This is a genomic window from Gracilibacillus pellucidus (genome assembly GCF_033949965.1).
Classification (GTDB): domain Bacteria; phylum Bacillota; class Bacilli; order Bacillales; family Amphibacillaceae; genus Gracilibacillus; species Gracilibacillus pellucidus.
On sequence record NZ_JAWZSR010000002.1, the window covers coordinates 327,202 to 348,463 of the forward strand.

A 21,262-nucleotide genomic window follows, 5' to 3' on the forward strand; every position below is an offset into this window, starting at 1 on the left:
CCTTCCATTTATCACGGTGCAAACATCCGTAATACCCCCACTTCAAGATTCAAGTAAAACAAAGAAGTTAAGTGGGGGATAAACGGACGCTAACACCCTGATAAGTTTCTCTAACAATCAGCGCGAGTAAAAACTCCTACTGATTGAAGTCTCACTTTATATACTCGTTATATCATAAAGGATTTTTCGTGATTTTGCTAATCAATCAGTTTGGGCTGGACAAAAGGGGTTGGTGGAAGCTTTTTTTGATTTACTGGCAACTTTTTTGATTTACTGGCAACTTTTTTGATTTACTGGCAACTTTTTTGATTTACTGGCAACTTTTTTGATTTACTGGCAACTTTTTTGATTTACTGGCAACTTTTTTGATTTACTGGCAACTTTTTTCAACTTTTTTGATTTACTGGCAACTTTTTTGATTTACTGGCAACTTTTTTGATTTACTGGCAACTTTTTTGATTTACTGGCAACTTGAAAAGGGGCTGCACTCAACCTAATGGGTTGAGGCAGCCCCTTTCCTTTTCATCTAATTGATTTTTAATATAGGTTTAATCGCTATTCCACTTTTTGAATCTTCAAATGCTTGATTAATATTTTGGAACTCATAAAATTTTACTAATTTATCAAATGGGAATAATCCTTCTTTATAGTACGCTAGTAATTGAGGGATAAACACTTGTGGTATGGAATCCCCCTCTACAACACCGACCATTGTTTTTCCTTCTGCCATAATTTCTTCATGAACATCAATGTTCACTTCTGGTGTTGCGCCTACAATCGCAAGTTTGCCAAGCGGTCGCAGTGACTGCAATCCTTGATGGACAACTGCTGGCACTCCGGTTGATTCCACACCATAATGGGATCCACCATTTGTGATTTCTTTAATTTGTTCTACTACATCTCCATTTTTTCCGTTAATAACATGAGTAGCACCTAATTCTTTTGCCAGCTCTAAGCGGCTGTCATGCAGGTCAACTGCGATAATATGTTTACAGCTCGTTATTTTCGCTGCCATTATTGCACTTAGCCCTACTGCTCCCGCTCCATAAACCACAATCGATGTACCGAACTCGGGCTTTAAATGATTCAATACTGTCCCACTACCTGTCTGAATACCACAACCTAATGGCCCTAATAAAGAAAGATCGACATCTTTGTCCACCTTCACTAGGTTTCGTTCATTGGTAACAGCATAAGTACCAAAGGAAGACTGACCGAAAAAGCTGGAAAGCTCGGTACCTGCTTGTTCTAGGCGGTGTGTTGCATCTTCCATTTGCCCACCGAAATTCAGCAAATTAAAATCAGTACATACGGTCGGATGACCTGTTCGACAGTTATCACAGTGTCCACAATAAGCAAAGGATAAAACAACATGATCGCCTGGTTCAATGATCTTTACGCCATCACCTACTTTTTCTACGATACCTGCTCCTTCATGCCCTAAAACAGCAGGATAAGGAGTCATGCCACCATCACGAGCAACAGCATCTGTATGACAAACACCAGTCGCAACAATCTTCACTAGCACTTCATTTGCCTTCGGTTCAGATAACTCCACTTCTTCAATTTTGAACTCCTCTTCCTGACCATATGTTACAGCCGCTTGAATCTTCATTCTCCATCAACTCCTTTTATGATTAAGTGCACTAAACGGGCTAGTATTTTTATTCCCTGACATATGGTGTTTCATGCATATATACTCCTTTTTCAGATAACAAAAAAGACATCTGCGTTAAACAGATGTCCCTAAAGTGAGACTTACCAGGGGATTAGCGTCCGTTCACCTCACATATGGCTTCCTCGCTTTGACTCAAAACTTGAAGTGGGGATTTTCCGAACGCTTGCACCGTGATAACATATTTCCTATCTTTCCCGATGCACAATATAATCCATCAATTGCTTAAAGAACGCCACGTTATTTGGAAACTTCTCTAGTGCTTCTACTGCACTACAATAATGTTTCCACATTTCTTTCTTCGCCTGTAGCTCGCCTAATACTGTAACGAACGTAGAACTGTTATTTTGTTGGTCGATACCCGCTTGTTTACCTAATAGGACTGAATCCCCTTCAAGGTCTAACAAATCATCTTTAATTTGAAAAGCAATACCTGCATGGTGCGTAAATTGCTTGATCGCTCTTATCACTTCGGTACGTGCTCCAGCAACAATCGCTGGCATCATCAATGCTGCTTCAAATCCAATTCCAGTCTTGTATAAACATAATTCCGTCAAATCATCGATCGTTAATTGCTTTCCCTTTGCCTCAAGGTCCATGATCTGCCCCTTGCACATTTCTTGCGTCATCTGTGTTGAATAAGCGATTAAGTCTAAAATTTTGTCTGCATCATACCTTCTCAGTTTGGTCTGTTCTTGTACCGCTCTTTGTGTCATCCATAAAGCCGTTAATTCTGCTACAGCACTACTATATTTCTCATGTACTGTCGCTCTCCCTCGTCGCATCGATGCATTGTCCTGTGAAGGCAGATCGTCAAAAATTAAAGAAGCTGTATGCATATATTCAATGGCTTTCAATAACGGAATGACATCCTTGCCCTCTAAATTCAACACTTCCGTCGCCATTACCCATGTCATAATAGGTCTTATCCGTTTTGCCTCACCTTGCAAACTATAGTTAGCTGCATCCTCTATCGTATTTCCCCCTGCCTTCGGGAGTATTAGTAACTGATTAACGGACTCGCGTGCACCTTCCAATGTCTTTTGGAAGGTTACTTTTTCTTTATCCTGACGCTTGATCGCTTCTACTATTTGATCACGGAGTAACTTATCAAAAAAAGCAACATTCTTTGTACGTGCTACTACCTTTTGCAAACATGCAGTAAACGAAGGATCAACAGAAAAAGTATGCAGTAATTCTGTGAATCGACGATTACCTAATCTCTTCTGTAATCTTTTCAGCCCATTCACTGCACGATCCAAAATGATTTGTCGTGTCTTCGCATCATCTTGGTATACATGATGAATTAAATAACTTATAACGGACCAATACATAGCAAAAGGGTTGAGTAAATCTGGTCGTTGAGATCGGTGCTGCAAAAAGTACGTATATGGTGTCACATTCCCCATTGCCATATCTTGATCAATATCTGCTAAATCATCTGCTAACTGATTGTAAATACCATAATAAAACATATACTCCTCAGCCTGATCATTCGTTGAAAAAGTTTGAAAGGTCCGTACAATCATTCGTGATGACGAAGATTTCAAAATGACCGGAATATACAATTCTTCATTCGTATAAAAAGGATGCTCTAACTGTTTATCGCGATCTATTTCCTGCGCATGAAAAAACAAATAAGCATTTTGATAAAAGCGTTCAAGATTTTCAGATGATTGATTTTTTTCAAGATAACGAAAAGCATCTGTTAATTCACGATAAATGGGTTCTACTACTTTTCGCTTATTCCCTGTCCATGCTGTAAAAGGTGTAATCTTTCCTGTCTTTAAAGTCTGACGGATTAGTGTGGCAAATTGCTCTTTCTCTTGTGTGGACAAGATAGTCGCATCCAATAAGTCGTCAATAAATGGATAGGTTAACCCGTAACAATAACCAATTCGGACCGCCTTATCCAACCGTTCTCTTCTAAGTTGCAGCGACATTTGCCCTTGCAATTCTTCGATTTCATGTATCAGTACGCCAGCAATTATTTTGATTAATTTCCGCTGTGCATGTACCTTATCCAATCCTTCTGGAATAAGCGAGGACACATGTTTTAATTTATCTATCAACCATAAAAAGGTAGCTTCTAATGATTCCTTTTGTGCTAGTCGGTAAAGTTTCGCCAGATTGAACCATTCTTGATTTGTATCATGTTGTAACGCTGTTTTGATACCTTCTGCTACATGAGCAATTCTTACTTGAGTCTCTGGAGTCGAAAATTCTCTCCCTAGGTCACGTAAATAGATATATGAAATACTTCGATGTAAATAATCATTGAGCAGTCCTTTTTTCGCTAGCTGTTGAAGGAACTGTTGGTCTTTTGTTATCGCGATATGGTCATAATGCCAAAAAGACACTTTCTTATTTTTTTGGTAAGTTTGCAAATATTCAGTTAATTTTTTTGGAAACTGTTGACCTGCCAACTGATCGACTAAAGCTTGAAAATAGCTACGCGCTTTTTGTTCTGCTTGTTGATATTGTTGATCTAGCATATCTGTCCATCCCTATATTAGTAGTTTTTTTTAGTATAGCATTTTATCAAGGAAAAGTCGGATGATATTTTTGATAGATTAACCTAGACACTAAAAAAGACGACTCGAATGCATAAGAGTCGTCTTTTTGCTAAATAAATATCTCACAATCTATTAAACGATTAATTCGCTCTCCACTGATTAATTACTTGAACATGTGATGGGGTTAATTGTGGTCCCCAGCTTGATGTACTATTAACCGAGATAATGTTGTTGTTGTTCAAGATTGGACCACCACTCATACCACCAGTGATATAAGAAGTATGAACTAACGTATCAGAAGTAACATCACTAATTGCTCCCTCACTTCTAAATAAATAATAACCATTCGCGTCTGCTAGTTCAGCCGGATATCCGTGAGCTAAAATAGAATCTCCTCGATACGAACTAGAGCTGACAGGTAATGTATGTGAGTGATTAGAATTTACTTTTATAACCGCATAATCATGCTGAACATCAGAGAAATAGATACTTCCTGGTTGTGGAGCTTGTGAGTTCATCCAACCTAATGTTGTATAAGCATCCGTTGAGGAGTATCCACCATATGGTTGATTAGCACCATCGGCACCAGGGTATACATACCATAATTGATAGTATTCATTCGCATAGTTATCATAGACACAGTGTGCAGCAGTCAGAACCGTATTGCTGTCTAAGAATGTCCCAGAGCAGGTAAACCAGTTACCATCACTAGATGCATACACGATATGTGCCATTGCATTATAAGGACTGGAAGTAGTGTTGTTAATTCGCACTCTATTATCTGTGGCCATTGTTTCACCAATAGAATTAAGAGTGTCATCAAAATTTTTCTCGATAACAGTAGCAGGACCGTCTAATAGGTCCCCTTGGGAGCTCACAGAGGTGAATTCACTGTGCTCTTCCGTTAATTCTTCTAAGGTAGAGGAGTCATAATCAATAACTTCTGGAAGCTTGTCTTTATCTTCCTCATATTTCTCTTCGAACTGAGGAACTTGTTCTTCGTCTAATTCCGTTTGACCTACGCTATCATATGCTTCATCAGTAGGAGTTGTAGCACCAACTGCAACAGGAAGCATACACGCAAAAACAAGAGACAACAGCAACATCAACAGACTTTTCTTTTGATTCATACCTTACTTTTCTCCTCTCTTTTTCCAAATTTGTAATTTACAGTTAATAGTTTATACTAATAGAGTATAATTGTCAAAAAATTCACACAAAATATCTTATAGATTAATAGTTAATTATTCTCAAAGGAGTTAGATAAAAATGAAAGAATTCACGTTAAGGGTTACAGGCAAACACATGAAGAAGCATTATCTCGTTGAATTAACTACTGAAGGAAGGGAAAGTAATGGAATAGCGTTTCCACCACAACATATCATGGTGATGACAAATGATAGACAAGAAGCAAACGTAACATTACACGCTTCTCTCCTTTATCATATGAGAGTGTCTGAATCAAAAGCAAGCACTATGGAAGAATTCTTACAAAGAAAAATAAAAGAGCGAGTAATTGGACCAGTTGTGAAAGAAGAGACACTAATTCCTAAAGAGAATACTAATTTAATAGAAATTATCATAGAGGATTAATGCCCTTCTATGTCATTAACATATTCTTTTATTTACTTTTCCTCTGCAGCATTTATCATTCTATCTCCACCAGTAAACAGAACAATTTGTCGATTTATGAAACCTTTCAATAATTTTATACGTAGAAATATAATGTGAACAGGAAAAGAATGCCGGCCTCTATTTTCCAAATATTCCCTTATCGCTTATACAAGGGTTATACATCGTCCACTTACATGTACATTATTTCTACCATTATCTTTAGCAGGAGGTATATAAATGAAAAAATATTACGCACTAGTAAGCATTCTAGTATTTACTGGATTACTTATGATTGGTTGTAGTTCTAATGATGCTACAGAAGACACTCAAGAAAATATAGAGGAAAATAACCGTGAAACTAGTTCACAATCAATCGAAAACAAACCTGATTTTACAGAGATTCACGAACTTGAGCAAGATCGTGATATTTCGCGAGAACTTATGTCCATTAACTATGACGGCAGTATCGTATTTTTTAATTTAGAAGATACGTCAGGGGATGACAAGATAAAAACACCATACTTCTATTATGATGAAGAGTTAATCGATGCTTCTTCTGTAGGTGATTTTACTGAATGTAGATTCCGTTTATATGAATCTGATACAACAAATGCGACTGGTAAATGTAAAGATCCAGATGGTACAAGGGTTGCCGTTGTATATGATGTAGCAAACAATACAATCACACATGCAACGGATAATGATCGCATTTTATATCCATTAAATGATGGAAGAGTATTATTTACGATAGAATACGGTCATGATGGAACCATTTATGAGTTAACGGAAAATGGAACAGAACCTTTCATCGAAATCGATGACATACCATCCATTTTAGATATTAGTTATGATCAAGATGCTGAAGTTTTCTTTATTGATGGAGCAAATGATGATTACTGGAACGCATATGTATATGATACGACGAGCGAGGAAGGCCCTGTACTATTCCGAGAGGTCGCAGATGACGATGAGGCAACTACGGTGGAAGGGAACATTTCACCAGATGGTAAGTACATTTTCTATCGCTATCGAGGAATAACATCTGGAAAACATTATAATTATAATGAGCATTATATTTACAATCGAGAAACAGAGGAAGAAATCGGATTAGGACAAGGATTTTCCTTGAATTTTGTACGACCTAATGGATGGGTGATTGATGATGTAAGAAAATATGGACAAGTTATATATAATGTTCATACGGATAAATGGTTAGCACCTGAAGAAGCGGATATCAACTTCACTGATTCCACTTATGCCAACCAATATATATCGGAGGAAGATAAAGAGCATTTCCGCGGAACAACTGTTGCAGCTATTTCAGGAGATGGAGAAACTGTCCTTTTATTAGATAGCTTTTATCCATTAGGCGAAGACAAATATACAAAATTAAAAACGATGGCAACCGATGACTATATAAACTTCTTAGAGGAGAATGATGTAGAAATCGACTTTGAACCGTCACCATTTGATGAGAAAGGTGCGTAACAATAAACCAGAACAGAAGGTATTCCTTTTGTTCTGGTTTATGTTTTTTTAGCAAATAGTAGAATCGACGTGGAGCCATATCAGATTCTAACAACATACGAATATTTGAAAGAATCCCCCATTAATTAAAGGCACTTCCTATCATTGTTAGCCTACTTAATCTAGTGATTGGCACCAATGATGACATTTTGAATTATTTTAATAAACTATCATTCAGTGAGTTTCATTAGAATTCTGTTTACTTTAAATTAAATATTATTAAAAAAAACCTCAGTTTAATACACGAATCCCCTCTCTTATATTCCAAATTATAAATATGATATATATTAGTACCAATAATGACAAACTAATTATAAAAATTCCAGTCACTTTACTTAGCGATGGAGAAATGATAAAAATCGCAGTTGTACTAATTACAGTGCATATCACAATAGCAATCACCATAATAATATGGGATAAAATTGCACGTTTAGCATGTAGTCGCACTATATCATTATTTACCGAAAAAAAAATAATAGCGGGAAATAAGAGTGGTGCAAAAAACACACTGAAGTAATTAAGTGATGCTAAACATTGACTTCTTGTATTCATTATTTATTCACCCGTTAATAAAAAGTTTTATTCCTTTTTGTTAAGTTGGTTACTACAACAATACTCCAAATGCAGATAACAGTACCTATAATACCGATAATGCTCGCTCCAGTTCCACCTCTAAAACCTAAAAAACCAGAGGGTATAAGTCCCAAAAACAATAGTGCAATAAACCCTTGATATATCGCAAACGCAAACCTGGCTCTAGGTTTATTAAAAAGAGATAAGATTAAGGAGGGTAGAAATAGCATAACAACTACTACAAAACCCACTAAAAATGTAATCGGTTCCTCGAAAGAGATTGTTTTACCTGTTTTATTAAAAGCAGCCAATAAAGTCCCGATAATAGCAACTACAAAAGTTAATAAATCTATGTAAAAACTTTTTAACATCAAATAATCTCCTTTCAATAAATCGATACCAGCACCATTAGTTAAAAGTCAAATCAACAAAAAGTTTAATAGAATTTGATCTTAATTAACAACTGAATTTTCCTTGATCCCTCTAGCTATATCAAAGACGCTAATAATGCTAATAACAGTACCTATAATACCTATACACATTATCCAAAAACCGCCATCAGAGATAGAAACATTAAAACCATTAGAGAAAATAAAACCAAGGAGAATAATTCCTAAAAAAACAAGACCAAGGAAACATTGATAAATCGCAAAGATGATTTTAACTGAATTATTATTAAAAAAAGAAAAAATTAATGGTGGTACGAAAAGCGATATTAGTTTTCCGATAGATGACCAAGATGTAGCAGGTTGATCGAAATCAGGAGAACCAGAGCCCGAAGGAGCGTAAGCAATTATGAATAAAGTAATAATTACCAATACCAAAGTAATTAACACCAAGAAAAAACCTTTAGTCATACAGTCCACCTCTCATTTTAGTATACGATTGCTTGAAGTTAATCGTTACAACAATAGTTTGTAAAAATGTAAATCTGTTTACAATTAAATGGTATGATTGGTAAAATTGATTCTTATGTATCCTAATTATTTTAAAGTTATTGATAAAACTGCATAAATATTTAAACTATTTGTTTCAAATTGTATACCTGATTTACCGTCCAAGACTTAACGTAATTTGCTCTAAATTAGTTTATTCATAATAATTGTTGTTCAAGATAAAAGAAACAAAGCAAGATAATTGTTTTCGCAGGTTCATATAAATAGAGTTGGAATAGATAAGCAATTCCATAGTCTCCTAGAATTTGTTCTTGAGACTGATCTCCCCACTCTGTTAAGGGATTTTTAAGGTTATTCATAAAGAAATCCACATGTGATGTAGGATGACCATATCCTACTAGATATTGCGCAAAATCTGATAAACCTTCATTAATGAATGTTTCTTCATCAGGATCTGTATCTCGATGAAGTAAATGCTGAAATTCATGTGCAAATGTTCCTTCATACATGAAAGGGTTGGTCAAGAATCACAATACTGGTAACCACTATCATAAGTGCTGCCATTAGAACCGCATCTACTATGCCAGCAGAAGGACTCACCCAACAAAACAAAAAGTCATTGAAATAGTTTCACTGCACTATTTCAATGACTTTTCTATTATCCTAGATTTTAACGCTGTTGAGCTTCCTGCTACTTGCTTAATTATTCCCTTTTAACTCTAACAATCTTTTATGCATATTCTGAGAAACTGCATTTTCCTCTTCTATTATATTATGGAGCTCAAAGGGATCTTGGATCAGATCATATAATTCATCCTGGTCATTAAAGTTCCGTATATATTTATATTGATTCGTTCGTAACATCTCTGTATTTTCCCACAGCGAAAGCTGTTCTTCTTTATGTTGCGCGTTTTCATTGGTCAATAACGGCAATAAACTCTTTCCATCAATCTTTTGTGACGAATGTATATCTGCAAATGCTAAAATAGTTGGAAATAAATCGACAAGCTCTGTTAGTTTGTCCACTTTTTCTACTTGGTCTTTTCGAGGATCAACAATCACTAGTGGCACTCGTACAGATCCTTCATACATCACTTGCTTGCGAAATAGCCCGTGGTCTCCGAGCATTTCACCATGATCAGAAGTAATAATAATGATCGTATTTTGATCAAACTGACATTCAACAAGTGTATCCACTAATCTCCCTATTAAATAATCCATATAGCTAATCATTCCTGCATAATGACGTTTTACATCATTCATTTTCTCTGAGGTTAATCCATCACGAAAAGTTTCTTGCCGTTTTCTCACCCAAAGTGGCTTCATTTCATCATTTAAATTAGACGAAATAGAATGCGGAAAATCGCTTTCCTTATAGCGATGGAACCACTCCTCTGTAGCATTCCAAGGATCATGTGGACTAACAAAGTTAACACCACAAAACCATGGTCGGTCCTCCGAACGGCTTTTAATAAATCCCTCCGCTTGATCGAAAATAAACTGATCTAACGTATCCTCTGGATTATGTGGTGAACACTTCGTATAAAATATCGGTTTCTCTTCCCTCTCTTTATATTCTTTGATATGACTGGATAATTTTCCTTTTCTGCTTAAATATCGTTGATAAGGACCAATCAGTTTTTCCCCTTTACTTTTGGCAGATGTCATTTTACCTTCTACTTCAAAAGGATGGGTGAACCCTAAATGATAATTAACTGGTGAGTCACCATGTTCCCCATAGTCTGCCTTTGACTTTTGAAACTCTAATTTGCCAAAGCCACCTACATAATAACCATTTTGGCGTAATGCTTGAAAGAAGGTTTGCTGTTTCAATGGATAGGTATGCTCATTAGTTAATACTCCAAGACGATGTGGATATATACCACTATAAATTGCTGCTCTACTAGGAACACAAGTAGATCCATTACAAACCGTTTGCGAAAAATACGTACCACCTTTTATCAATGAATCAATCCTGGGTGTTTCGATTGATATTTTGCCAGCATATCCAAGCCAGTCATATCGCCATTGATCTAATGTGATCATGAGTATATTCGGTGGATTCATGACAAGCTACTTTCTGCACATTGCGACTTCAATACTTTTTTTATCGCAGTAGCCGCCTTCACTTTAATCTCTAAATGAGGGGAAATATAAAGATCATAGTTATCCGTTCTCAACACTTGCTTAAGCTCATCTACTGTCTTACACTCTTTATGAAAACGATTAACCACACTTCCATATTGCAAGTAGTGATGGGTATCACTTCCTGCTAATATAGGAAGATCCTTCTCATAACTATACATCATAAGCTTATCCTTCATCTTTATTCCCATTTTGTAAAGGTCCTTAGCATTGAGATCAAGCGCATCTAATTGATTGAAAACACTAGAATCATGCTGGGTCAATGAATTGGACAAGCGAAAAGGATGTGCACCTATTTGGAGAAACGAATAAGGTTCTGCTAGCGACAATATTTCTTTTATGGGTAGAAAGTTTTCTTTTGATTGATAAGGCTCTAACTGGTACCAAAAGTCACGTATATTCTCCCTCGTACCAATAAACAGAAAATGACCGCCTTCCTTTGCATCTACCTCCATACCAGGGAAAACTTGAACACCATTGACATTGTAAAAATCCTCTTGATATGGGAAGTGTTCATCCATACTTTTGTATACGTCTAGGAAACCTACTGCGTTAAAGTGCTCTGTTAATGCAATAGCATCCAAGCCTGATTCCTTCGCTTCCTTCACTGATTCTATAAATTCACTTACCGAAAAAGGGATTTTTTTGCTCAACTTGCCATGGGTATGAAAATCAATGTTCATCTCACTCATCCTCTCACTAATAATTAAGGACGAGGTCTTCCTCGCCCCTTATCAAATTTTTCTTGTTTATTGCTTATATTGTTCATTCATTTCCTTAATAATTTGTTCGCCACCATTTGCTAACCATTGATCAACAGCTACTTGAACATCGCTAAGTTCACGTTTTCCAACAACGACCTCTGTCAGAATTTGTTCAAATTCCGCGTTAAGCTGTGCACCAGTTTGCAGGTTAGTATCGGATATTAGCCCCGGATCATCACTTTCCCAAAAGTATGTTTCGTTCATCTCATAATAACTTGCAAGGTCATCGGCAAAGTCTTCACCTAACCACCAATATGCACGGTGAAGAGGGTTCCACGCTCTAAGAATATTCGTACCAATTGCACCAGGGTCATCTTCTTCCCATTTATCTAAAACCTCGATAGTTCCATCTTCTGCTTCTTCCCAATGTATATCTTCTAATCCATGGCGTGTAATATCATAGCCTTCTGTTATATTCCACTCAAATAAAGCTAGAATACGTCTTACTTTTTCTTCACTTATATTTGCGTTAATCACTTTCTTATAATAACTCGGTCTAGTAGGAGTCGTTCTTTCACCATCTGGACCAGCTGGAGGAGCAAAATATGCGAAGGATGCATCTGGGTCATGCTCTTTAATATCGGCTGCTTCCTTTCTATGCACACTATTTGGGTTAACATATTCAATTCCAACTACGCTGCTACTTAATAAGTTGTTTGCGTCTCTCCAATCCGAGTGCAACATAAAATCCTTATCTAAAACATCTTCTTCATATGCTTTTCTCATAAATGCTATATAATCCTCTAATTCTTCTCGTTGTGCTTGGTATGGGACAAGTTCTCCGTCTATTTCCTTCCAGTCTCTTGCTAAACCAAATGCTCCACCTCTCCAAGCCGTCCCACTTACATCATCAAACAACCCAACAGCAGAAAAACCAGTTGTATCGTCTTGCCCTGTTTGGTTCGGATCATCATGAGCAAATGCATAGGCAACTTCGTAAAAATCTTCAATTGTATCTGGTACATCTAAACCTAAATGATCTAACCAGTCTTGCCGTATAGCTAACATATTTCTGGTTTGAAGACGATATTCAGGCACTCCGTAATAATGCCCATCTGGGTTTAACATTTCCCAAGCTTCTGTAGGGATTCCGGCTTCTAATTCTGGGTAATCAGCTAATAGAGGTTTTACATCATACAACACATCACGTTCTGCCCAATCGATATATTCACGCGGATCATTATAGCCAAATCTCCAAACATCAGGCACATTTCCACTTGCTACTAATGTATTAAAGTATTCTCCGAAATTATCACGATCATAGTACTCCCATTCCATCGTAATATTGAACTTTTCCTCAATGTAATCAAAGATAGCATTATCTTCATCTTGAATAGGAGAACCTGTTGTTAAGAAAGAAATCGTTAAATGTTCACTAAAATCATATGGAGCCAAATCACTGTTACCACTTTCATTAGCATTTGCCGTATTACCATCCTTATCATTTTCCGATGTGTCTCCGTTTTGTGAGCAACCTACAGCAAGAAATAGAACAAAAATAAGAAAAATAAGTTGACGTTTCATTTCCATTACCTCCAATATTTTTAATCTTTTACTGAACCTAATAAAAAGCCCTTATTAAAATACTTCTGGAAAAAAGGAAAAATAATGATTAGTGGCGTGATCGTTACCACAATCGCAGCCATTCCCACTGCTGGACTGAATAATATATCATCAACTTCTCCTGCTAACACATCTTCATCAAGAATTAAGAGTCGTCTCAAAAATACTTGGAGAGGCATTTTACTCTGGTCTTGAATATATAAAATGGCATCAAAGTATGAATTCCAATGCGCAACTAAATAGAAAATGGTGAATGTCGCCATCGCAGGCTTCACTAAGGGTAAAGCAATTCGAAAGAAAATTCTCCACTCTCCACACCCATCCATCTTGGCAGCCTCTTCTAATTCGGCAGGAATATTGGAAAATAAACTTCTCATTACAATAAGATAGAATGGCGAGATGGCTGATGTTAACCAAAGCGCCCCATAGCTATCCATTAATCCCAATTGGCCAACAATAAGAAATAAAGGAATCATTCCCCCACTAAAAAGCATCGTAAACATCACAAGGAAGTTAAATTTTGACCTTCCTGGCAGCCATTTTTTCGAAAGTGGATAAGCCATCATTGTCGTGAACAGCATATTAATAAACGTTCCTCCAACTGTAATAACAAGAGAGTTAGTAAAAGCTTCAATAAATTCCTTGCTATTCAGCAAATACTTATATGCATCTAACGTAAATTCTTTAGGAATTAGAAAAAAACTTCTTGTAATAAATTCACTCCTAGGTGCAAGCGAACTCATATATACATAAATAAGTGGTAGCAACACTGTTAAGGTAATGATAGTGACGATTGCATAAACAGCTATATCAAAAACCTTATCTTCTGAAAGTCTTCTAGATTTCATTAATAGACACCTTCTTTACCCATTTTCTTAGCTAGTTTATTCGCACCTATAACAAGGATAAGGCCTACAACCGACTTAAATAGCCCTACTGCTGTGGTGTAACTATATTGCCCTCCCAATACTCCTGCACGGTACACATATGTATCAAAGATATCTGAAACACCTAGATTCAAAGGATTTTGTAATAGATAAACATGAGTAAAGCTTAAGTCTAAAAAACCTCCAAGTCTTAAGATAAACATGACAACAATAAGGTAGGATATAGAAGGAATCGTAATGAGCCTCATTAATTGCAAACGAGTAGCACCATCAATCCTTGCTGCTTCATAAAGTTGCGGGTTAATCGATGCCATAGCTGCTAAATAAATAATGGCATCCCACCCCATACCATTCCAAATGTTATGGATCACCCAAAGGGGCCTAAAAAAACTTGCATCTGTCATCACTTCGATACGCGATAAACCAAAGGCATGTAATAAATTATTGATAACTCCTGATTGGGTTGAAAATAACATTGCTGTAATACCTACAATAACAACCCATGAAATAAAGTGTGGTGTATATAAGATCGTTTGTATCGACGTTCGAAACCATTTGATTCTTACTTCATTTAATAACAGAGCCAAAATAATTGGCGCAGGAAAGTAAAACACTAAATCATAAATACTTAGTACGAATGTATTCCACAATAAATCAAGGAAAATTCGTTCTTGAAAAAGTCTTTCAAAATGCGCAAACCAAACCCATTCACTTCCGAAAAATCCTGAGAAGGGATCATATTCCATGAATGCAACGGATAAACCAAACATCGGCAAATACTTAAACAAAAGAAAAAATAGTACACCTGGGAGCATCATTAGATATAATGGTATACCTCGCTTGATCCTCTTCTTCAATAATTTTCCTCTTGATGCGCTGGTTGATTTGTTTGGATATACTTGTTTTTTCAACACGGAAACTTTCTCCAAACATACACCTCCTTTGTTCGTTGTCTAGACATCGTATATTTTTTATTCTATCAGATGATTATTAATTAAGTATTAAGGATTTGTAAAATCTTCTGTTTTCGCTAAATTCTATTCTTTATTTCAGCTATAATTAGCGTAAACATTCGTTCTTTCTCTATTCAAGAAAACAATGTTTTATTTTTGTATGATTATTGATAGTATATTATGGTAGAATTAATACAACTCAATTGTCTAGAGGTGCTTAAATGAAAAAAGAAGGAAAATTCAGTTATGTATACATTAAAGAACATATTGAATCACAAATAAATGAAGGAAAGCTCAAGGTTGGTGAAAAGTTGCCTTCAGAAATTCATATGGCAAAAAAATATGAGGTTAGTAGAGAAACATTCCGCTCAGCAATAAGATTATTAGAAGAAGAAGGAAAGGTCACGATAAAAAGAGGGATAGGAACATTCATCGCAACACCACTTAAAACGATACCTAGCAGTTTGGAGAAACTAACCAGTATCACAGATATTATTAGAGCCGCTTCTTTAAAAGAAGGCGAAAAACGCGAAAAAATTGAGACTGTTGCGTGTACAAAGGAATGGGGAGAGCTTTTAGGATTAGAGGAAGGCGATCCTGTTATTTTCCATAAGCGGACAAGAACTGCCGATGGAGAACCAGTTGTCTTTTCACTAAATGTAATTCCTAAGGAGATTGTAGGTGATTTGTTTGATGAAAAACATTTTTCAGGCTCTTTACTTCATTTTATTGAAAGGGAATGTAATGTAAATGTAGTCTGCTCAGATGCAGAAATTAGTGTCCCATTACATACAGACCGTTACTGTCAGAAGTTGCTTATTCACCCACATACAACCGTATTGTTATTAAAACAAGTCCACTATGATGAATTTAATAGACCTATTTTTTACTCAGAAGATTATTTAAGAAATGACGTATTTCAATTTCAAATGAGACGAAAGAGATGAGGTGTGAAAATGAGTGATACTCCTATAGCTCATTCCAAGTTTTTAACCGGTTGCCATTTCATTATGAGACTCGCTTACGTAAATTTACTTTGGGTTTGTTTTACACTCTTAGGCTTACTTTTTTTTGGTATTTTCCCTGCTACAATTGCTGTTCTAGATACAATCAGAAAGTGGAATATCCGGAATGAGCATACTATCTCACTAGATTTTATTCATACTTATAAACGTGAGTTCCTAAAGTCTAATCTCTATGGGTGGGGATGGACCCTGTTCACAACACTTTTAATCATCGGGTTAGCTCATTTCGTTGTTTCCATCCAACATTATTTTCAGTTTATTATTATTGGGTTCGCCTGTATCTTGTTGATTATTTCTATTTATTTTCCACTCTTATACATTCATTACCGTTTAACGGTTAAAAATTATATAAAAACAGCTTTTGCCTTAACCTTTTTATACCCGCATTTCACTCTATTGATCATAGTTAGTCTATTATTTTGTTATATGCTATTTCTATTCATACCCGGGCTCATACCATTCTTTTTGGTTTCATTACCGGCATGGATGACTGTTTCCGTCTCACTTTATTTATTTAATAAATTAGAAACACAAGCTAGGGTATAATAAGGAGCGCTCCCCTATCCTCCACAGGCATCTTACGGCGGATAGGGTTTTTGTCTACAAAAACCCCTCCTCCTCGGTTATGTCTTCTTGAACATCCTCTTTCTTTTCTTTATCTTCTTGTTCATTAGGTAAATTATTTTCTAGTTCTCTATCGCTTTGTGCTGTCTCTTTTTCTTCTGTATCTGTTCCGATAACTAAAAATATAACTGATACAAAAGCGATAACCACTATAGAAACGGCCAATACCAACCATTTTAGACTCTTCTGTATTCTCATAAATGAACCTCCTTTTTACCATATTCAATAGCAACTACGGATTTCTTCTTCCTTTACGTCTTCTCTCCTATACATAGGAGAGATACATTAAATAAGGATCAAGAAACAAGAACATAATTCGAAGACACTAAAACCATTGGAGAGTTTAAAAAATTGTTTTCCGTGATCCAAACTGTTATGTTTTTCTATATTATAATAGCAGAATTCCTATAATTAGAATATGTGATCTTAATACTCCTGTATTTCGCAATTAAATTTTGAGCCAGTTATATTGGGCTTTATTCACAATCTTTAACTGAAACTTTTGAATAGATCTCGGCTTGACACGGAGCCTCTACGGGCACGGATATTTTGTAAAAGCGTGCGGAATATAAAGATTTCTCACTATCAGACAGGGTACCATGCCCGCCTCTCCGGATAAACCCTTCTTAATGAATAATAATCTTAATTCCACAATCTTTTAGTGGCTCAATCTCTAGTTGTCATCTGGCTCAATTTTCGGTTACCATATACAGCAATATATTTCACTTACATAAGCTTACCTAATTATAGACTGATCTATTTATTTGATTTCATTCAAAATAGGAACCAAATAAAAATATCTAAAACTAAAATAAACCCTTTTACCCACTTAGAATATTAATAATAAAACCTTCAAGTCCATTTATAATACTCTTGAATGCTTTGCTAAATATAATTTGTTTAGTAAGCATACAATAATCTCATGGATTTAAAAGCGTCATGAATCATGGGAAAATATCTCTACAATACTGTTACAGTAGGGAGATGATAATTTGACAACTATGAAAACATCGAAACACGAAATACATAAAGCCCAGTGGCAGGAGCTGATCAGGGAACAAAGTGAGAATGATTTATTAAAGAAGTCCTGAGCCAGGCTCCTAACTTATTAGCTTTATAATCCGAGTCTGGCACCTACTTCTGCATACTCTATATCTTTTCTTTCTGCATTCCAATCACCCCCTGTTTGTCCGTCCCATATCGCTCCTGTTTCAACAAAACCGACAGACGCAAACAATTTCTGGACAGCTTCGTTTACCATCCAATATGATGTAGCAACTGCATCCGCTTTTCCTTGTGGAAACGACTTTATGTAATCAATAACTTTCATCATTGCTTGTTTGCCAAATCCTTTGCCTTGATGCTTTTTATCAATCATAAAGCGATTAAGTCCATAAGTAGATTTATCTCCATATTTTTCACATAAAAGTGAACCTTCCGCCAGTTCGTAAAATCCAATATCGACATATCCTATGACTTCATTATCTTTGCATATAGCGAAGATCATAGGAGGTTTTTCATCGTTGAGTATCTTTACATAAGCTTTAGCCAAACAATATATGCTGGAATCCACATTTCCTTTCTGCTCGTCTGTTATACTTAACTTCAACACTGCCTCAAAATTATCGTAAGTAATCTTTCTTAATTCAATCATTTTTCTTCCCTACTCTCGAAAATATAAATTTAAGTTCATTAACGACAACAATGTAGCATAAAAAATCGGTAGATGTTTGTTTTGTAGATAAAGGATAAAGTCGTGTTGGAATCCTGCTAAATTCAGTTCATCATGTCCACTACAAAACTGATGCAATTTTAATTTATTATTTTTTTCTGACTCAGGATGCATATTTTCATCCATTCGTATTAAATAAACATCAGAATATTTCTCTTGTAACTTTGCAATTCGATCGATTAGTTGCTTTTCAGTTAAGTTAATAATTGCGGAATCATAAACAAAGTAATCTTCTTTTATTTCATAACGATCCACTATCTGCAGACTATCCTGCATAAACGTGAAATGGCTAAAGACGTATAAAAGCATTGCCAACAGCTTGCCGAATATTTTTAAAAAGAGTCTTAGTATTAAAATGTTACCTGTAGTTAGGGCACTTGAAAAAGGGTGTTTTATCTTCAACACTCCCTTTATTTATTCTTCATCATTACTCCGAAATCATATGCTGCACTTTCGTTTTTCCCTGGTTCTGGTGCATATGTCACCATCATTAAGATGTTAGCATATTGGGAGCTTTGCAACATATCCCGAAGATTAAATACATCACGATCACGCATATTTAATAAATCTGGGAATTGAATAACTTTCACATCACTGCCTTTCCTTTCTTAAATCCGGCAAACTGTACGTTGGATACATACTAGCCATCTTCAGTATGTGATCAATTCTACTTTAATTAACAAAATAAATAAAAACGACATTAGGAATCATTCCCTAATGCCATTTTACGTTTTAAACGAAACCATTCAATCGTTAAAGTCTTTATTCCATTGAATAATGCCTAAGTGCAAAATTAATCCGATAATACTCCAAACTTTTAATATAGCACCTATCGATAATAAAACTATCTCCATAACCTGTGGTAATGCTGTCCTAGAAGAAATAAGCGTTACACCACAACCTATTGTAAACATAGCGATTAACAAAGGTAAATTTTTAACCATTTGAATTACTCCCTCGCCGAAAAATATTCCGTTAACCGTGATACAAATAAAAATCGCATATTACTAAAAAAATGAGACAACTTAAGTGTATCATAACCTTCCATATTATACATTAATTTTCCATACGCAATTCATTTTTTCTCGTTGTTTTATCTAAGGAAATGAGTCCTTACATCTTTTCCCGCCATCTGGGGAACCTAACTCCCATCAGCCTAGTAACAGAGGAGGAACAGAGCGTGCACGACTTAGATTTACATCATATCTTTCAACTTGGTCTTATCTTAGTCATGATAGCTGCGGGAATTACCGCCATTGCGAAGAAATTTAAACAACCATATCCGATTGCCTTAGTTATTGTCGGAACAATTATTGGGTTAAGCAATATTCCTGTGTTACAACCATTAAAAACCTTTATAACAGAGGGAGAAGTATTTAATTTTGTTATTATTACGTTGTTCCTGCCTGCTTTATTAGGTGAAGCCGCATTAAAGATGCCTTTTTCCCATTTAAATGAAAATAAGAAGCCTATTCTTGCTTTAGCTTTTGGTGGAACCTTTTTATCATTTATTATTATCGGCTTTTTATCGATTTGGCTCTTACAATTTTCCATCCCTGCCGCATTCGTATTTGCTGCATTAATGAGTGCTACTGACCCTGTTAGTGTTTTGTCTATCTTCAAAAGCGTTGGTGTGAAAAAAAGACTTGCGACAGTAATTGAAGGAGAGAGTTTGTTTAATGATGGACTAGCCGTTGTATTATTTAATATTTCAGCATTTTCGTTGATTTATTATTTGGACCTCGGTTTACTAGGTGCAGGCTATGGTATATGGGAGTTTGTCAAAGTAATCTCACTCGGCCTTATCACTGGTGCTTTATTAGGCTACCTGTTCTCACGTCTGACAAAATACTTTGACGATTATCCATTAGAAATCATCTTTAGTATTATTTTGTTTTACAGTGCCTTTTTAATAGCAGAAACGATTGATGCATCTGGTGTTATCGCTGTCGTTGTTGCTGCTCTTGTCTTTGGTAACTATGGCGCAAAGATTGGGATGAGCCCTACAACAAAATTGAATATTAATAACTTTTGGGATGTCGCTTCACTCCTTGCCAATTCACTTGTCTTTTTGATGGTCGGCTTAGAAATCACGAGAATCAATGTGGCGGAGAATTGGATTTTTATTCTACTTGCTATTGCCATCGTGCTAGTTGCTAGAAGTATTGCCGTATATAGTAGCCTTCTTTTTATCAAAAACATTCCTATCGCATGGAAACATATTTTGAATTGGGGTGGACTAAAAGGGTCATTGTCGATTGCTCTTGTACTAAGTCTTCCGAAAGATTTTGATGGCCGGGAAGAGATATTGCTGATGGCTTTTAGTGTTGTATTGTTTTCCCTTGTAGCACAAGGCCTGTCCATTAAGCCCCTTATTGCACGATTGGGTGTGAACAAACAGGAACAGAGCTATGAAAAATATGAAGCGCTCATCGCCAGATCCCATCAATTAGAGACAGGAATTCAGGAAATTATTAGAGTGAAAAAGAATCTGTTTGTTTCTGAATTCTTAACAGACGAGTTGATTAGTGACTATGAACAACAACGTGAGGCCTTACATCATGATATCGAAGAGCTGTTCCAGCACTATCCAGAACTGAAGGAAAAACAGAAGATCGCTTTACTAAAACATGCACTGTACGCTCAACATGAAGCAGTGAATCATTTGTTGCGAGAAGAAATCATTTCTGAAGACGTGGCAGAGCGTGAGCAAGGAGTGATTATGAATCGAATTGTAGCGTTGGAGGATGGGGAGTGAAGGAATTCTT

General features: G+C 36.0%; 22 protein-coding genes. 5 read left to right on the forward strand and 17 right to left on the reverse strand.

Annotated elements, in window-relative coordinates; all coding sequences use genetic code 11:
- Positions 1-526: 526 nt before the first annotated feature.
- From SH601_RS04865 to SH601_RS04875, 3 genes are all read right to left on the reverse strand, one after another.
- On the reverse strand, positions 527-1,615 hold the full coding sequence (locus SH601_RS04865) for an NAD(P)-dependent alcohol dehydrogenase (protein WP_319957127.1): 1,089 nt from the start codon (positions 1,613-1,615) through the stop codon (positions 527-529).
- Positions 1,616-1,863: 248 nt separating this feature from the next.
- On the reverse strand, positions 1,864-4,170 hold the full coding sequence (locus SH601_RS04870) for a polyprenyl synthetase family protein (protein WP_319957128.1): 2,307 nt from the start codon (positions 4,168-4,170) through the stop codon (positions 1,864-1,866).
- 161 nt (positions 4,171-4,331) lie between these two features.
- A complete protein-coding gene (locus SH601_RS04875) occupies positions 4,332-5,321 on the reverse strand; it encodes a trypsin-like serine peptidase (RefSeq protein WP_319957129.1) in 990 nt (329 codons plus the stop codon).
- 139 nt (positions 5,322-5,460) lie between these two features.
- Here SH601_RS04875 and SH601_RS04880 point away from each other — a divergent pair, with 139 nt between their 5' ends.
- Both SH601_RS04880 and SH601_RS04885 read left to right on the forward strand, forming a co-directional pair.
- A complete protein-coding gene (locus tag SH601_RS04880; protein WP_319957130.1) occupies positions 5,461-5,784 on the forward strand; it encodes a hypothetical protein in 324 nt (107 codons plus the stop codon).
- 258 nt (positions 5,785-6,042) lie between these two features.
- A complete protein-coding gene (locus tag SH601_RS04885) occupies positions 6,043-7,293 on the forward strand; it encodes a hypothetical protein (RefSeq protein ID WP_319957131.1) in 1,251 nt (416 codons plus the stop codon).
- 270 nt (positions 7,294-7,563) lie between these two features.
- Here the strand turns inward: SH601_RS04885 and SH601_RS17685 are convergent, their stop codons facing one another.
- From SH601_RS17685 to SH601_RS04925, 9 genes are all read right to left on the reverse strand, one after another.
- Positions 7,564-7,884 (reverse strand): magnetosome magnetite crystal formation protein family, encoded by a 321-nt coding sequence (locus SH601_RS17685; RefSeq protein ID WP_483401882.1) that lies wholly within the window; start codon positions 7,882-7,884, stop codon positions 7,564-7,566.
- A 14-nt stretch (positions 7,885-7,898) separates the two neighbouring features.
- Positions 7,899-8,276 (reverse strand): hypothetical protein, encoded by a 378-nt coding sequence (locus SH601_RS04890; RefSeq protein ID WP_319957132.1) that lies wholly within the window; start codon positions 8,274-8,276, stop codon positions 7,899-7,901.
- 81 nt (positions 8,277-8,357) lie between these two features.
- Positions 8,358-8,762, reverse strand: a complete 405-nt coding sequence (locus SH601_RS04895) for a hypothetical protein (RefSeq protein WP_319957133.1) — start codon at positions 8,760-8,762, stop codon at positions 8,358-8,360.
- A 236-nt stretch (positions 8,763-8,998) separates the two neighbouring features.
- The gene (locus SH601_RS04900; protein ID WP_319957134.1) at positions 8,999-9,325 is read right to left on the reverse strand and encodes a hypothetical protein; all 327 of its coding nucleotides are present in this window, start codon (positions 9,323-9,325) and stop codon (positions 8,999-9,001) included.
- Positions 9,326-9,500: 175 nt separating this feature from the next.
- Complete coding sequence (locus SH601_RS04905; protein ID WP_319957135.1) at positions 9,501-10,868, reverse strand: sulfatase family protein; 1,368 nt, start codon at positions 10,866-10,868, stop codon at positions 9,501-9,503.
- A complete protein-coding gene (locus tag SH601_RS04910) occupies positions 10,865-11,629 on the reverse strand; it encodes a PHP domain-containing protein (protein WP_319957136.1) in 765 nt (254 codons plus the stop codon). Before SH601_RS04910 ends, SH601_RS04905 begins: the two co-directional genes overlap by 4 nt.
- Positions 11,630-11,695: 66 nt before the next feature.
- Positions 11,696-13,234: an extracellular solute-binding protein gene (locus SH601_RS04915; RefSeq protein WP_319957137.1), complete on the reverse strand. Its 1,539-nt coding sequence runs from the start codon at positions 13,232-13,234 to the stop codon at positions 11,696-11,698.
- Between the two features lie 20 nt (positions 13,235-13,254).
- Positions 13,255-14,121 carry a carbohydrate ABC transporter permease gene (locus SH601_RS04920; RefSeq protein WP_319957138.1) on the reverse strand — a complete coding sequence of 289 codons (867 nt, stop codon included), beginning with the start codon at positions 14,119-14,121 and terminating at the stop codon, positions 13,255-13,257.
- On the reverse strand, positions 14,121-15,089 hold the full coding sequence (locus SH601_RS04925) for an ABC transporter permease (protein WP_319957139.1): 969 nt from the start codon (positions 15,087-15,089) through the stop codon (positions 14,121-14,123). The genes SH601_RS04920 and SH601_RS04925 overlap by 1 nt, the downstream gene beginning before the upstream one ends.
- Before the next feature lie 245 nt (positions 15,090-15,334).
- Here SH601_RS04925 and SH601_RS04930 point away from each other — a divergent pair, with 245 nt between their 5' ends.
- Together SH601_RS04930 and SH601_RS17600 are read left to right on the forward strand one after the other, a co-directional pair.
- The gene (locus tag SH601_RS04930) at positions 15,335-16,060 is read left to right on the forward strand and encodes a GntR family transcriptional regulator (RefSeq protein WP_319957140.1); all 726 of its coding nucleotides are present in this window, start codon (positions 15,335-15,337) and stop codon (positions 16,058-16,060) included.
- Positions 16,061-16,123: 63 nt separating this feature from the next.
- Entirely contained in the window at positions 16,124-16,684 is a 561-nt protein-coding gene (locus SH601_RS17600; protein WP_413775097.1) for a YesL family protein, read from the forward strand.
- Between the two features lie 54 nt (positions 16,685-16,738).
- Here the strand turns inward: SH601_RS17600 and SH601_RS04935 are convergent, their stop codons facing one another.
- From SH601_RS04935 to SH601_RS04955, 5 genes are all read right to left on the reverse strand, one after another.
- Complete coding sequence (locus SH601_RS04935; RefSeq protein WP_319957141.1) at positions 16,739-16,960, reverse strand: hypothetical protein; 222 nt, start codon at positions 16,958-16,960, stop codon at positions 16,739-16,741.
- Between the two features lie 916 nt (positions 16,961-17,876).
- Positions 17,877-18,416, reverse strand: coding sequence for a GNAT family N-acetyltransferase (locus SH601_RS04940; RefSeq protein ID WP_319957142.1), 540 nt, complete (start codon positions 18,414-18,416; stop codon positions 17,877-17,879).
- A 9-nt stretch (positions 18,417-18,425) separates the two neighbouring features.
- Positions 18,426-18,896, reverse strand: a complete 471-nt coding sequence (locus tag SH601_RS04945; protein WP_319957143.1) for a hypothetical protein — start codon at positions 18,894-18,896, stop codon at positions 18,426-18,428.
- 8 nt (positions 18,897-18,904) lie between these two features.
- On the reverse strand, positions 18,905-19,084 hold the full coding sequence (locus SH601_RS04950) for a hypothetical protein (protein WP_319957145.1): 180 nt from the start codon (positions 19,082-19,084) through the stop codon (positions 18,905-18,907).
- 156 nt (positions 19,085-19,240) lie between these two features.
- Complete coding sequence (locus SH601_RS04955; RefSeq protein WP_319957146.1) at positions 19,241-19,438, reverse strand: hypothetical protein; 198 nt, start codon at positions 19,436-19,438, stop codon at positions 19,241-19,243.
- Positions 19,439-19,674: 236 nt separating this feature from the next.
- Here SH601_RS04955 and SH601_RS04960 point away from each other — a divergent pair, with 236 nt between their 5' ends.
- On the forward strand, positions 19,675-21,252 hold the full coding sequence (locus tag SH601_RS04960; protein WP_319957147.1) for a cation:proton antiporter: 1,578 nt from the start codon (positions 19,675-19,677) through the stop codon (positions 21,250-21,252).
- The last annotated feature ends 10 nt before the right edge of the window (positions 21,253-21,262 follow it).